Origin of the sequence: Kordiimonas sp. SCSIO 12610 (genome assembly GCF_024398015.1) — a bacterium.
Taxonomy (GTDB): domain Bacteria; phylum Pseudomonadota; class Alphaproteobacteria; order Sphingomonadales; family Kordiimonadaceae; genus CANLMI01.
Genome location: NZ_CP073747.1, coordinates 1,660,576 through 1,674,981, shown reverse-complemented (window position 1 = coordinate 1,674,981; position 14,406 = coordinate 1,660,576). Strand labels below are relative to the sequence as shown.

13 protein-coding genes are annotated in these 14,406 nt (G+C 46.8%); 3 read left to right on the top strand and 10 right to left on the bottom strand.

From position 1 onward, the window contains the following. The first annotated feature begins 6 nt into the window (after positions 1-6). The 3 genes from aroC to KFF44_RS07705 all read left to right on the top strand — a co-directional run bounded on the left by aroC (position 7) and on the right by KFF44_RS07705 (position 2,526). Positions 7-1,083 (top strand): chorismate synthase, encoded by a 1,077-nt coding sequence (aroC, locus tag KFF44_RS07715; protein WP_255938677.1) that lies wholly within the window; start codon positions 7-9, stop codon positions 1,081-1,083. A gap of 100 nt (positions 1,084-1,183) precedes the next feature. Further along, positions 1,184-2,137, top strand: a complete 954-nt coding sequence (locus tag KFF44_RS07710) for an alpha/beta fold hydrolase (RefSeq protein ID WP_255938673.1) — start codon at positions 1,184-1,186, stop codon at positions 2,135-2,137. Between the two features lie 5 nt (positions 2,138-2,142). Further along, complete coding sequence (locus KFF44_RS07705) at positions 2,143-2,526, top strand: Imm8 family immunity protein (protein WP_255938671.1); 384 nt, start codon at positions 2,143-2,145, stop codon at positions 2,524-2,526. Here the strand turns inward: KFF44_RS07705 and KFF44_RS07700 are convergent. The 10 genes from KFF44_RS07700 to KFF44_RS07655 form a co-directional block, all read right to left on the bottom strand. Next, entirely contained in the window at positions 2,513-3,130 is a 618-nt protein-coding gene (locus KFF44_RS07700; protein ID WP_255938670.1) for a hypothetical protein, read from the bottom strand. The genes KFF44_RS07705 and KFF44_RS07700 overlap by 14 nt on opposite strands. 117 nt (positions 3,131-3,247) lie before the next feature. Beyond that, on the bottom strand, positions 3,248-5,200 hold the full coding sequence (locus KFF44_RS07695; protein ID WP_255938669.1) for a methyl-accepting chemotaxis protein: 1,953 nt from the start codon (positions 5,198-5,200) through the stop codon (positions 3,248-3,250). Positions 5,201-5,209: 9 nt separating this feature from the next. Next, positions 5,210-6,115 (bottom strand): hypothetical protein, encoded by a 906-nt coding sequence (locus KFF44_RS07690; protein ID WP_255938668.1) that lies wholly within the window; start codon positions 6,113-6,115, stop codon positions 5,210-5,212. Between the two features lie 19 nt (positions 6,116-6,134). Next, positions 6,135-7,601, bottom strand: a complete 1,467-nt coding sequence (locus KFF44_RS07685; RefSeq protein WP_255938667.1) for an alginate export family protein — start codon at positions 7,599-7,601, stop codon at positions 6,135-6,137. Positions 7,602-7,787: 186 nt separating this feature from the next. Then, the gene (gene rlmD, locus KFF44_RS07680) at positions 7,788-9,047 is read right to left on the bottom strand and encodes a 23S rRNA (uracil(1939)-C(5))-methyltransferase RlmD (protein ID WP_255938666.1); all 1,260 of its coding nucleotides are present in this window, start codon (positions 9,045-9,047) and stop codon (positions 7,788-7,790) included. Positions 9,048-9,049: 2 nt separating this feature from the next. Then, a complete protein-coding gene (locus tag KFF44_RS07675; RefSeq protein ID WP_255938665.1) occupies positions 9,050-9,796 on the bottom strand; it encodes a TlyA family RNA methyltransferase in 747 nt (248 codons plus the stop codon). A 47-nt stretch (positions 9,797-9,843) separates the two neighbouring features. Continuing rightward, entirely contained in the window at positions 9,844-11,778 is a 1,935-nt protein-coding gene (gene dxs / locus KFF44_RS07670) for a 1-deoxy-D-xylulose-5-phosphate synthase (protein ID WP_255938663.1), read from the bottom strand. Between the two features lie 63 nt (positions 11,779-11,841). Further along, positions 11,842-12,747 (bottom strand): polyprenyl synthetase family protein, encoded by a 906-nt coding sequence (locus tag KFF44_RS07665; RefSeq protein ID WP_255938660.1) that lies wholly within the window; start codon positions 12,745-12,747, stop codon positions 11,842-11,844. Positions 12,748-12,751: 4 nt separating this feature from the next. Continuing rightward, positions 12,752-13,021: an exodeoxyribonuclease VII small subunit gene (locus KFF44_RS07660; RefSeq protein ID WP_255938658.1), complete on the bottom strand. Its 270-nt coding sequence runs from the start codon at positions 13,019-13,021 to the stop codon at positions 12,752-12,754. Positions 13,022-13,122: 101 nt separating this feature from the next. Continuing rightward, positions 13,123-14,310, bottom strand: coding sequence for an MBL fold metallo-hydrolase (locus KFF44_RS07655; RefSeq protein WP_255938656.1), 1,188 nt, complete (start codon positions 14,308-14,310; stop codon positions 13,123-13,125). Positions 14,311-14,406: the final 96 nt, after the last annotated feature.

The window sequence follows — 14,406 nt, the reverse complement described above, 5'->3', positions numbered from 1 at the left end:
AAATCTATGTCCTTCAATACGTTTGGCAGACTATTCCGTTTCACAACATGGGGTGAAAGCCACGGGCCAGCCATTGGTTGCACCGTGGACGGCGTTCCCCCCATGCTTGATTTGTGCGAAGCCGATATTCAAGCATTTCTGGACAAAAGAAAGCCCGGTCAAAGCAAATATACGACGCAGCGCAAAGAAGCCGATGAAGTCAAAATCTTGTCCGGCGTTTTTGAAGGCAAAACAACCGGAACCTCGCTTCAGTTAATGATCGAAAATACCGACCAGCGTTCCAAAGACTACGGCGACATCGCCAAACGTTTCCGCCCTGGCCACGCTGATTACACCTACCTTACCAAATACGGTATCCGTGACTATAGGGGCGGCGGACGCTCTAGCGCACGCGAAACCGCAATGCGGGTTGCAGCTGGGGCTATCGCCCGAAAGATACTTGGAGATGGTATTACAATTCGCGCAGGCATGGTTCAAATGGGCCCGCACAAGATTGATCGTGACCGCCTCGATTGGGATGAGGTTAGCAACAACCCACTTCTTTGCCCCGATCCGGTTGCTGCCGAGTTATGGGCAGATGAGCTTGACAAAATCCGCAAAAACGGAAGCTCAATTGGTGCAATTATCGAAGTTGTCGCAGACGGCGTTCCCGCCGGATGGGGTGCTCCCATTTATGCGAAACTCGACACCGACCTTTCAGCCGCATTAATGAGCATCAATGCCGTTAAAGGCGTTGAAATTGGCGCAGGCATGGAAGCCGCCGCACTGACAGGCGAAGAAAACGCCGACGAAATGGTACCAGCAGCGAATGGCGGGCCTCAATTTATGTCCAACAACGCAGGCGGTATTTTAGGTGGTATTTCAACGGGCCAGCAAGTTGTTGCCCGCTTTGCAGTAAAGCCAACAAGTTCGATCCTGACACCGCGTAAATCCATTGATACCGACGGTAATGCGGTTGACGTTATGACGAAAGGTCGTCACGATCCATGCGTGGGTATTCGCGCGGTCCCCGTGGCAGAGGCGATGATGGCATGCGTACTTGCGGATCATAAAATGCTGCACAAGGCCCAGTGTGAATTATAGGACCGCGTCCATGCATATAAGCATGCGCCAAGTAAAAACCCGATTTGCAACAATCAATATTTATCGTTAAGCTTCCCCCAAATCCAAAGAGGGGCAGCTTATGCAGATTTTTCGTGTTCTTTTCGCCATTGTTTTTGTGACCTTTTCACTCGCGATCGTTATTGCGTGGACACCAGACATTGCGCCCGAAGACCTCCGCGAAAAATATGCTTATGGGGCTTCAACCTTTGTCGAATTACCGTCCGGTGCAACAGCCCATTTCCGTGATGAAGGGGATAAGAACGCAGCACCAATTGTCCTCTTGCATGGTTCAAATTCATCGCTTCATACTTGGGAAGCGTGGGTTAGTGACCTAAAAGCAGATTACCGAATTATCACAGTAGACCTTCCTGGGCACGGCCTTACGGGGCCAACACCCGCTGGCATGTATGGCTATAAGGGTATGAGCAATTTTGTTCATGAATTTGTTCAAACATTAGGCCTTCAAAACTTTGTTTTGGGCGGGAACAGCATGGGCGGCGGCATCAGCCTCTATTTCACCCAAAAGTATCCTGAATTTGTAAACTCATTGATCCTTGTTGATGCGTCCGGTGCCAAATTACCCGTCAAGGAAGAAGCAAAAACCGACCCCCCGCTTGCTTTCCGGCTGGCGGGCCGTTGGTATACGGACTGGATAATCGGCAATATTACGCCTCGCAGCCTTTCCGCCGAAGGGTTGAAGAAAACCTTCACCAACCATGCGGTTATTGATGACAAAATGATCGATCGTTACTGGGAACTTGTGCGGTATCCCGGCAACCGTGAGGCAACAGGTAAACGGTTTGCCGGATACCGTGCTGACCGCACAGAAATTGACCTAAGCACAATCAATGTCCCTAGCCTGATTATATGGGGCGAGGACGATAACCTGATCCCTGTAGAGGCAGGCCGCGTGATGGACCGAGAGATCAAAAATAGCGAACTTGTTGTTTTTAAAAACGCTGGCCACATCCCAATGGAAGAAATTCCCGAGAAAACCTTGGAAGCTGTTAGAACTTTTCTCAAAAAGAGGTGAATACAGTGAAGGCACATTTGGACGGTATATGGAGCTCTGTAATACCGGATGGCCAATCTCAACCAGAAGACCAAGAAGACTTCTGGGCGGATATCGTCGCGGAAATAGGACCTGAACATGGCAAAGGAGCGGAAATGTTCACGTTCCAAGTATGCTCTCCCAAGTGGTTAGAGCATAGTCTGAAATCCAATGATTTTATTATTGATAAAAACCTAATCATAATCGAGAAATTTGATTGGCAGCTCATTGAAACCGCTATCAAAAAACTTATAGCGAGATTTGAATGTGATACATGGGAAGAATTAGCAAAAGAAATAGACAGATATGGCGAATGGGAATTTCATAATTACAAAGAAGTATCTAACTATGATAACCTTACCCAGCACTAACTCTCAACGATGAACTATTAAAATCCGGTGCTTCTGATTTGCACATCTTCACAGGCTCTGGCCGCGTATTCAGTCCTGAAACATTCCAGCAATCATTATAAAACGAACAATAACAAAGCGATATTTTAAGCTTGTCATTGCCCTTCAGAAGTAAAGTGATGATTTCTAGATCATTATTGAGCTGTAAGGGGGTTACAGCCTCACCCGCCGGGATAACATGTCCCGGTGAAACACTTGATGTATTCGCAGGAAACAAGCGTCCTTTTATTTTGTCTTCACCGTCGATATCACTGCTGACTTTACTGAATAAATCATACCAATCAACCGCATACTTGCCGTCGTACTCGATGGTAAATTTTTCAACAATTGCGGGGCCCAAACCTTGATTTTTGAATTCATAGGAATAGGTAGAAAAGTTTTCCTGACCGCGATCAAGGATCGAACGGGACATCCACATTGAGGGCGTTACCGAAAGGCGCATATGCTCCCGTTCGGCTGCGCTTTCTTCCTTCATAACGTTCGTTTGAAGAATTGCCACAAAAACAGCAACAACCGCCGTAACCATCGCGGTTAACGAAACGATATATTCGGTTTTGTTTTTCATTGCCATTCCCCAAATTATCGAACCAGAAAAATAATTGGCTCCATAAACAAAGCCTGCCCTCTGATCTATCAAAGGACAGGCTTATAATTTTGTCAATATACTGTGCGGTAAAGCGAACTATGCCGACTGCGCAGTAGCAATATCACGGAGGAAACTCTCCACAACTTGCTGAAGGTTTTCACTTTGCGATGACAATAGTGATGAGGCTTCAAATACCTGCTCGGATGCAGAGCGTGCATTCTGTGTACCATTTTTAAGGTCACCGATATTCAGGCTAACCCTATCCGTACTGTTTGCAGCTTCGCCAGCAGCCTGCGATATTTCTATCGTTGAAGCGTTCTGTTCTTCAACCGCTGCCGCGATTGATCCCGCAATCTCGGTTGTTTGCTGGAACACAGAAAGCATGCTTGCCATACCCCGGGATGCTTCGTCACTCATACCTTTAACAGTCATGGTTTGACGGCGGATATCATCAGTTGCCTGCGCTGTCTGGCTCGCGAGGGCTTTTACTTCCGATGCTACAACCGCAAACCCCTTACCGGCGTCCCCTGCCCGCGCAGCTTCAATGGTCGCGTTCAAAGCAAGTAGGTTTGTCTGATCCGCGATATCATTGATAAGGGTTACAACATCATCAATCTTCGAAATATTTTCAGCAAGTTTCTGAACCAGTTTATCAGTTTCTTCCGCCTGTGATGTTGCTTGACGCGTCATATCACTAGAGGTCACAACCTGACGACTGATTTCCTGCACTGATGCTGCCATCTCTTCACTGGCTGCTGCCACTGAGGATACGTTCGACGATGCCTGCGTAGAGGCCGCAGCAACTTCACTACTTTGAATTTCACTGTCGGATGCAACCTGGCGCATCGTGCCTGCTGATTGCTCAAGTGCGTTTGATGCGTCAGCAACAGATGCCAGAACATCACCAATACTTGTCTCGAACCCGCTGATCAATGCTTCCATGCGTTCAGTACGTTCACGAACTTCTTCGCTTGCGCGGCGTTCACGCTCACGCTCTTCTTCTTCGCGTTCACGAGCAAGTTTTTGTTCGTTTTCCTGACGTGCGCGCTCTTCGGCTTCCGCTTGCTTTTGTTGTTCTTCAAGCTCAGCTTTCTCAACCAAACCAGCTTTAAAGGCAGATAGGGCTTTGGCAATCTGCGCCAAGTCAGTATCTTTGGCTTCAGGAATATCCACATCCATACGGCCTGCCGCAAGTTCGTTCATTGCACCAACCTGAGCACGGATTGGGGTGATGATCACCTTTGATGTAAAGAAGGAAGCGCCGAAAATGATAGCTATGATCAAAATAACAATTAAGATCATGACGAAAACAATAGTGCTGGAAATATCATCACCAGACATTTCATTAAGGGTCGTACGCTCAAGATCAGTTTGACGTTTCAGCTCTACAATCGAACCTTCAAGCGCATTTGCAAGACGAGCAAGCCCGCCATTAAACGCATTTAAACGCGCTGTTTCTTCGAATTGAAAGTTTGCATTCGCACCTGCAAAGTTGCCCGCCTGTGCCAACGAAATTGTTCGGCCATTCGCACTTGCAAACAGATCAAACTGGTTAGCAACGGTTTCACTTAGACGAACAAGCTGGAAAAATATTTTCCGGCTATCCAAATTAAATTTCGCTTCCGATGTCTCTGCTAGCGCTTGATCGATATTGGCAGGAACATAGCCGCCTTTTTCAAGGAAAGACCTAAGGGCAGATACAGATGCATTGAGCGACTTTAGTTCCTCAGCCAATGTTTGCTTTTTGGTAACCGTTTGTGTTGCCAGCCCAGCGTTCCGGGTGATCAACATAGTTTGGTGCGTACGGGCAATATCTGCTGCCAACCGCTGTGCCTGAGCGTTTGATGTTTCAACGACAGTTGATAATTTATCCGCTTGGGCAACCTGACTATTCAAGGTTTCCAATTGTTCCTGGGTAGACGAGAAAGTCCCACTGATGATCGTATTCCCGATGAAGGCAATCAATCCGATGACGATCACTGGTAATCCCGCAAGTGTCAGAATTTTACCATTAAGGCCTGACATCATATTTTTAATTTGTTCTAACATAATCCCCACCTATATGCCTGAGAGAACAGCTTTGGTTGTTTCAATCACATCAAATACGTTTGATGGTGTTTTCCCGGCTTGAGCGGGCTGGTTTGCAGCACTTTCAGCGATACCAAGTTTCGCTTTAAGCGCGCTGAGTTCTGCAAGCGTGTTGCTCATCAAGTCCATGACATGGCCCGGTGTAATATTTCCTGATGGCCTATTCGGAAGAACAACACCCGCAGGAATTTCATACCCCTCTTTGTTTTGAGACATATCACTAATCAAATTCAGAAGTGTTTCGCCGTTATTATACACATCAACCGGCTTCTTGCCTGTTGCGACCAATTCAAGCTCGGCTTCACTACGTGATCCGTTTTGCGCTCTGGAAATCACACGTGCTTCCTCCAGAACCGCAAGTGCCACGCGGTACACATCGTTTGGAACCACATTCGGCATATCGAGGCCGTCGATTAACTGGCTTGTGTAAGTTAAGCCAAGATAAACATCCGTTGGCCCCTTACCATTTTTCTTTGCCGCAGTTGTTGCCTCTGAAACAACGAAATATTTCGCTTTAATATCGCCAAGGTTTTTTCTGATATTATCGACCAGTTCTTTAACTTCTGTTGGTCGAATTTCACGTTTTGGCACCTCGGGTAAATCAGCCATAGTCAGGCCATTCATTTCCTTCAAGGCCTTAACTTTCTGATAGACTTCCCGCGCTTTAAAATAAACGTGCCTTGGTCGTCTGGGCGCAGATGATGTGACCTTCGCTGAAGGTACTTCCTGCATATCTGCATCATACAAAAGGCGCAGCTCATTCTGCGCCGTTTCAACCGAAACCAATACATCAGACGGTGTCGCCTGGGCGTTCGCGGAAGTCGAACACCCAAGAACGCCTGCAAAAATTACTATACTTGATACTAATTTAAACATGAGCGATTGCCTTTACGGATTAAAAGTTAGTTGTCCACTGAACGTAGAAGAAATCAGCGTTACCAGATACACCTTGTGGATTTGTTGCGTCGATAAAATCACCGCCAGCAAAGTGTGAATAACCCACAATCAAACTCATGCGCTGTAGAAGCTTGAAGTTGACGAACGTGTCATACTCAAACCCAACGTCGGAGTTTGCCTGACCTGTCGGGTCAAAGCGAATACGACCGCCACCTGCGTTAAACAAGCCTTCCTGGGCAGACGCCAAGTTGAATTTATGGAATTGATTAACCCATGTGACGCCTTTTGCAGGGCGTGTTACGGCACTGATTCTAAACGCTTCGATATTCTCACGTGCAACAAGGTCAATCAGGCCAAGCCATGCATGGGCAAGTGGGAATAGCTGGCGGAAGCGGCCATCAACACCGTCGTTTGGATCGTCGTCGCCGCTCGCATAATCATAGTATGCCCACACTGTCGGCTTCCACGCTACATCCTTGAAATCGTAACCAAGGCCAAGTGTAAGATATTCTGCGCTCAGAGCCTGCGGTCCAAACGTACCACGCTGTATACCACCTTCAGCTTCAAAGAGCACATTGCCTTCACGGCCCTTCCAGCGAAGACCAGTTGTGTAATAATCAAAACGTGTCCGCTCTGGATCATCTTCATCGTATCTCAGGCTATAAAGCTCAAATTCATGACCCGGGATATTATACTGAAGCGAAAGACCATCAAAGTCCTGGCTTCGGTCTGTTGGGTTACTGTCATTTGGCAAAACTGTACGCGGGCTAACCGTGAACGCATTAAACGTAAAATCGCCTCTTTTCGCCGTTACACGGACACCATCGAATGCGCGGCGGGTATTTCCCCAATCAAGCGGCGAAATAAGACGCTGCTGGCCAAATTGCAATTCCTGACGGCCTGCACGCACGTTGATTTTTGTGTCGGCAACGTCAAAGTTCACATCGACAAAACCATTCAAAAGGTCCCAGCGGTCAACTTCAATACCGCGCGGCGGGCGGTCTTCACCAATACTGGCAGCATCAATGATTTCACCATAAACCTGAACATGGTCACCAAACCGCAGGCTACCGTAAACACGCAAGCGGCTGAGAAGAAAATCATTATCTTCACCGTTCAGGCGCGTGCCGGCATGATTATTTTCAGTGTGCCAGCGCAAACGGTACTGACCACCAATATCAAGAGTAATATCATCCCGTAATTTGATGTTTTTAAGGCTGTTACCAAACTTGGTTAGCGCGTCATCGCCTTCGCCTGTATAACATTCTTGCTCAAGGTACCGAAAATCATTGGCATAAAATACGCCTTTGTATGGATTTCCAGGTTTTGCACAAGCACTGCTTTTCGTTTCTTGATATTGACTTTGAGTGATTGGCTCAATTGGATCTAGGCTTTCTGCCACTGCACCAGTTGCCAAAAGAACGGTTGCTGATACTGTTGATCCAAGGATCGTTTTGATGCCCACGTTAATACTCCGCTGATTTCCATCCAAGCATAACTTTTGGTTATAGTACTAAGAACAAAAGTTATGAGTCCCGCAGTTTTGCTAGGATTTTTTGTTAATGTTCATGAACAGATATGCAGGCCAATTAGTAAATATTTCACTAAAATGTGAGCAAAAATATTGAAGGCGTGATGAATAATCTTTAGTTTATTTTTTAACAATTAATGCAATTATTTCAATATGTTGAGAATATAGGAATTGATCAACAGGAATAATTTTTTCAACTTTAAAACCACTTTTATTTAATAATTCTGCATCACGTGCAAAAGTATTTGGATTGCAGGAAACACTTATTACGCGACAAATATCCGATGAAGATATTCTGTCCACTTGTTCCTTAGCCCCTGCCCTCGGTGGGTCGATGACAACCGTATCAAACTGATTCAGTTCTTCCGGCATAAGCGGTTTGATAAACAGATCCCTTTTACGGGTGATGATTTGTTTTAGATGACTAGATGCGTTCCGTGCAGCAACAAGGCAATTCATCGCCTCTGCATTTCCTTCCGCCGCCAAGACCTGAGCTTTTTTTGCCAGTGCAAACGTAAAGGTTCCAATACCTGAAAACAAATCAGCAACTCTACGCGAAGATGAAGCCCATTCACGGACCTGATCAATAAGAAGCTTTTGGCCTTCCTCGCTTGCCTGAATGAAACCACCAGGTTGAATAGGAACATTGGTTCCATCAATATCAATAAGTGGCTCACGACTTATCAGTACGGGGTCTAAAAAGTCATCAGCAAGCCAATGAATTGCGGCAATATCATACTTCTCCGCAAAGTCTGTCAGAACTTCGCGGTCCGCCAAGGATAACGAAACACTTGCCTTGAAAAGAATATCAACGCCTGTCTTCGTATTTGTGAGGTGAATTTCAGCTTTGCCCGCTTTTGGTAAAATCCTATGCAGAGCATCTCTTAGCGGATCAAATAATTTAACTAAATCATCCTCCGCTACAATACATTCTTGGATATCTACAATCGTGTGGCTTTCGCGCGCGTTAAAACCGACTATAACGCCTTTCTCGGTTTTTCTTGCCCGAAGCGCTAACCGCCTCCGCGTGCGTTCCTTGGTTATAATCGGTGCTGATACGGTTGACGTATCAAGGCCATGGCCTGAAAGCGGCTTAAGCACCTTATCCTTCATCCATTGTGTGTATAAATTGCGCGACATATGTTGCGCCTGACAGCCACCGCATTGCGTAAAGTGTTTACAAACCGGGCTGATACGCTCAGGGCTTTCTTTTTCAATTGAAACTAACCGCGCAGTAATTCCGTTTTTGTTTTCTTTGACCTTTTCAACGATCACGTCTTCTTCTGGCAATGCAAAAGGAACGAAAACCAACTTACCGTCATATTGGCCGATACCATCGCCGCTACTACCGATTTTATCAATTGTCAGCGAAAATCGCATAATTACTTTCCGGTTTTAATTCCGTGAATCAGAAATTCAATATTACCTTCAGGCCCCTTAATCGGACTTTCAGTAATACCGGCGACATGCCACCCCGGTAATCCACCCAACCAATCCGAAATATCTTCACAGACAGCCTTATGCAATTCTGGGTCACGAACAACACCACCCTTCCCCACATTATCCTTGCCAACCTCAAACTGCGGTTTAATCAGCGCTATCAAATGACCGCCATCCTTTAAAAGAGCGAGCGCAGCAGGCAGAACCGTTTTCAACGAGATAAAACTGGCGTCGCATACAATAAGGTCGGGGGCATTCGGAATTTCTGCTTCGGTTAAATAACGGGCGTTCGTTTTCTCAAGAACCGTAACCCGATCATCATTTCTGAGTTTCCATGCTAACTGACCACGCCCCACATCAACCGCGTAAACATGTGTGGCACCATTTGTAAGCGCGACATCAGTGAAACCACCCGTTGAGGCCCCAACATCAATGACCGTGAACCCTTTCGGGTCAATATCAAAATGTTTTAAACCCTTCTCAAGCTTAAGGCCGCCACGGCTAACCCATGGGTGATCTTTACCCCGCACTTCAAGCGGCTGGTCTTCCTTAATTTGATGGCCAGCTTTTGTGATCTTGACCTCAGCAGAAAAAACAACGCCAGCCATAATAAGAGCCTGTGCTTTTGCTCGGGTTTCCACAAGCCCGCGATCAACAAGCGCAACATCCACACGGATTTTACCGGCCATCGCCTGCCTCCAGAGTTAATATTGAGTTACTGTAAATTAGGCCTGCTTTAAGACCTAGCCGTTTGCTCAATCGTTTCCTGACCAATCGAATTATGACCGAGCGCCTTCAAAACGCTTGCCACAATTCCTTTTGCGTCAAGACCAGCCTCGGCATACATATCAGCCGGATTACCATGATCTTGGAACACATCAGGCAATTTGAGGGCCCTCACTTTTAAGGAACCATCAAGAATACCCTCGTCTGCAAGATAATCCATAACATGCGCACCAAAGCCGCCGATTGATCCTTCCTCGATTGTCAAAAGAACATCATGGCTGGCTGCAAGGTCTCTAATAAGCTTTTCATCAATCGGTTTTGCAAAGCGTGCGTCAGCGACAGTGGTTGAAAGGCCCTTAGCCTCCAGTTCATCAGCAGCCTTTAATGCCTCATCAAGACGTGCACCAAGTGACAAGATCGCGACCTTACTACCTTGTTTGACAATACGGCCTTTACCAATTTCAAGGATTTCACCCTTTTTAGGCAATGCAACACCACGACCTTCGCCGCGCGGATATCGAACTGCTGATGGCTTATCATTAATCGACGCTGCTGTTGCCACCATGTGCATCAGATCAGCCTCGTCCGCCGCAGCCATCACAATCATATGCGGCAAGCTCGCAAGGTAGGTTACATCAAAACTACCTGCATGGGTTGGCCCGTCCGCACCGACGAGACCAGCACGGTCAATCGCAAAGCGAACTGGTAATTTTTGAACGGCGACATCATGAACGATCTGATCATAGGCCCGTTGCAGGAATGTGGAATAAATCGTTGCGAAAGGTTTGTAGCCCTCTGCCGCCAGGCCTGCAGCGAATGTGACAGCATGCTGTTCCGCGATACCAACATCAAACGTGCGATCCGGGAATTTTTCTTCAAACTTGTTAATACCTGTGCCTGATGGCATCGCCGCCGTGATAGCGACTATTTTATCATCGATTGCTGCTTCCTTAATCAAAGCATCAGCAAATACGTTGGTATAGGTTGGTGCACTCGGTTTCGATTTTTGATGCTCTTTCGTCACAACATCAAACTTGGGAACCGCGTGGTATTTCTCAAGGTTCGGTGTCTCAAACGGATGGCCTTTGCCTTTTTCCGTCACAACATGGATAAGGATAGGACCATCCTGCGCGTCTCGTACATTTTCCAAAACGGGTAAAAGGTGATCCATATTGTGGCCATCAATCGGCCCAATATAATAGAAACCAAGTTCGTCAAAAAGCGTCCCGCCTGTCGCAATACCGCGCGCATATTCCTCCGCACGCCTTGCGGTGTCGGCTATTGGCTTGGGAAAATGCGAAACAATCTTTTTGCCTAAGTCCCGTAGCGATAAAAACGAACGGCTACTTAGGATTTTGGCGAGATACGCACTCATCGCACCAACCGCAGGGGCGATAGACATCTCGTTATCATTCAGAATAACAACAAGGCGGTTACCCGCTTGCTTAGCATTATTCATAGCTTCATAGGCCATGCCAGCGCTCATTGCCCCGTCACCGATAACGGCAATCCCGCGCCCCGGCTTATCAGACATTTTGTTCGCAACCGCCATACCAAGCGCCGCACTTATTGAAGTAGAGGAATGTCCTGCCCCAAACGGGTCATAATCGCTTTCAGACCTTTTGGTAAACGGGGACAAACCACCACCCTGACGGATGGTTCTGATTTGCTCACGCCGTCCTGTTAAAATCTTATGCGGATAGGCTTGATGTCCCACATCCCAAATCAGACGATCTTCTGGTGTATTGAAAACATAATGAAGCGCAACCGTTAGCTCTACAACGCCTAGTCCAGCGCCGAAATGCCCACCAGTCACGGAGACCGCGTCGATCATCTCTGCACGTAATTCATCCGCAACTTGTCGAAGCTGGCCCTTTTCAAGTTTACGCAATTCATCAGGGGACTTAACCTGATCGAGTAATGGTGTCTCTAGTCTTCCGCTCAAGACAGTATCCTTTGTAATTTTATTATTTTTATACCTGATATATCATTACGGCCAAAGTGAGAATCAAGTGTGACGATTTATAGCAAAATGTGCGACAGCACGCAAAAGCGATGCACGGTCATCAAAACCTGATAAATGATCAATAGCCTGATCGGTTAGCATATTTGCTTGTTGCTTCGCACGCTCTAACCCCATTATACTGACAAGCGTTGCCTTCCCGGCAGCAGCATCTTTGCCAACGGCTTTGCCTGTAGCTTCTATACTACCCTCAGCATCCAACAGATCATCAGCAACCTGAAACGCAAGGCCCAAATCCCTCGCATACCCCTGCAAGGAGGCTCTGGCGCTCGTGCTCGCATGTCCCATGATAGCCCCTGCTTCGACAGAAAAGCTGATAAGGGCACCGGTTTTCATTTGTTGCAGTCTACACACAGCCGCTTGATCCAATTCATAATCCGCTGCCATCAAGTCTATCATCTGGCCGCCGACCATCCCTTGATACCCAGATGCCTTAGCGAGTGCACTAACGAGTTCTAGGCGAACATTTGGATCATCGTGCGTCTCTGGCGCCGATAAAATTTCAAACGCTAACGTTAAAAGCGCGTCCCCAGCCAGTATTGCTGTTGCTTCATCGTACTTTATATGCACCGTCGGCTTACCCCGGCGGAGGTCATCATCATCCATTGCTGGCAAGTCATCATGAACAAGCGAATAACAATGAACACATTCTATCGCTGCCGCTACACGAAGGGCCCGCTTTCGGTCAACGTCAAACAGCTCGGAACTCGCCAGAACCAAAAATGGACGCAAACGCTTACCACCAGAAAACACCGCATAATGCATTGCTTCCACAACGCGGGCTTCAAGACCGGATGGTTTATGTAATATTGGCGTTAAAATCCGTTCTACAGCGGATGACGTCGCCTTTAGAGCTGCTTCGAGGGCACCGTTATGATGAATAGCGGGCACGCGCCTATCCCGCCTCAAACGGTTCAACACCCGTTGGTGTACCGTCTTTTGCGAGTGTGATCTTCTCAATACGCGCCTCTGCTTCAGAAAGCTTTGCCTCGCAATGCTTTTTCAAAGCTTCACCACGAGTGTAATATTCGATCGAATCTTCAAGGGAAACACTACCATTTTCAAGCTTACGAACAACCTCTTCAAGCTGAGCCATCGCTACTTCAAAAGTCATGTCTTTGATGTCTTCAAAATCAGAATGTTGCGCGTTAGGTTCGTTGCTCATATAGGGTTCCAAATTTAAAGGTCGATTTGTATTGCTTTATAGGACTTCCTTGTATGAAGGCAAAGACTATTTATTTGATATTCTTGTGACGACGATGCTTACTACGGCATAATATCCGATAATGGCCTGAGATTAATTCCCGGCAAAGCTTCAATAGCGTTTAATAATTCTTGAGTATTTAATTCGCCTTTGCGCACAAACTTCACCAACCTACCATCTTTGCTTTCTTCCGCAAGGCCAAGGGACCGCAGTAAATGCAAGTGGGCTACTGTCTCACCGAGCGCGAGGAAAAAGTCCATACCAGTAATTTTTCGACGGAACAAAGCAGGGAAACACTCTACTGACGACTTTGGTTCATCCAAATAAGCATGCAATTTAACGAGCTTATTATAGTGCCCTTCGATCAGTGCGTTCAGCCGTTCTTCAAGCCCCCTATAAACTGGCCCATGCGATGGCAGAACGATGGGATTGCTTGTAATCCCGAGCATTCTATTCAAGGACGATATCCACTGCGCAAGTGGGTTCGCCTGAGGTTCACGGGCATGAACCGAAACATTCGATGTTATTTCAGGGAGTATCTGATCGCCAGATAGCAACAATTCACCATCCAAGGAATATAAGCACGCGTGCTCTGGAGAATGGCCGCGACCAATGATAACTTTCCAATTACGTCCACCGAAGGTTATTTCGCTGCCGTCCTCAATCCTGCGGTATTGACTAGGCAGTTTGTAAACACCTTTTTTGTAGGAAGAATAACCAGCCGCCCTGACCATCGCTTCGAATTGCGGGTCAAGACCATGCTCCAATAGGAAGTTCAGTTCACTTTCGGGGAAAACATCACTAGCGCCAAGCCAAAGCGTATTTGATAATAAATATTCAGCTTGGGTTATGACAAATTCACTATCAAATTTTTCAACCAGCCAACCCGCAAGCCCGATATGATCAGGGTGCATGTGTGTTGCAACCACACGCACAATCGGTTCACCGTTCATGACAGAGCTGAATAGTTTTTCCCAAACATCTCTACCGCGCGATCCATTTGCACCAGTATCAACAACGGTCCAGCCATTATCTTCTTTGAACAGATAAACATTGATATGGTCCAACGACCACGGCAGGGGAAGACGCGCCCAGTAAACACCCTTTGCAACCTCAATGACAGCCTCACCTTCAGGAACATGATCATAAAGTACTGTCAAACTTGCAAGCGGATCAACACGGCCAGTTCGATGATCCGTAACATCACTTGTTTTATCGCCTTCAACCTTTTGTAATGGCTCATCTGCCATAGTCTGTCCCTTTTATTGAGTGCCACAAAACACAATAAGTAAGCATAATGTTTGTGTTGTACTCAGCAACATCGCATTAAGCAATCGATACAATAT

Coding starts and splice junctions, on each gene's coding strand:
- aroC (WP_255938677.1), top strand. CDS start 7: ATGTCCTTCAATACGTTTGGCAGACTATTCCGTTTCACAACATGGGGT.
- KFF44_RS07710 (WP_255938673.1), top strand. CDS start 1,184: ATGCAGATTTTTCGTGTTCTTTTCGCCATTGTTTTTGTGACCTTTTCA.
- KFF44_RS07700 (WP_255938670.1), bottom strand. CDS start 3,130: ATGAAAAACAAAACCGAATATATCGTTTCGTTAACCGCGATGGTTACG.
- KFF44_RS07695 (WP_255938669.1), bottom strand. CDS start 5,200: ATGTTAGAACAAATTAAAAATATGATGTCAGGCCTTAATGGTAAAATT.
- KFF44_RS07690 (WP_255938668.1), bottom strand. CDS start 6,115: ATGTTTAAATTAGTATCAAGTATAGTAATTTTTGCAGGCGTTCTTGGG.
- rlmD (WP_255938666.1), bottom strand. CDS start 9,047: ATGCGATTTTCGCTGACAATTGATAAAATCGGTAGTAGCGGCGATGGT.
- KFF44_RS07675 (WP_255938665.1), bottom strand. CDS start 9,796: ATGGCCGGTAAAATCCGTGTGGATGTTGCGCTTGTTGATCGCGGGCTT.
- KFF44_RS07660 (WP_255938658.1), bottom strand. CDS start 13,021: ATGAGCAACGAACCTAACGCGCAACATTCTGATTTTGAAGACATCAAA.
- KFF44_RS07655 (WP_255938656.1), bottom strand. CDS start 14,310: ATGGCAGATGAGCCATTACAAAAGGTTGAAGGCGATAAAACAAGTGAT.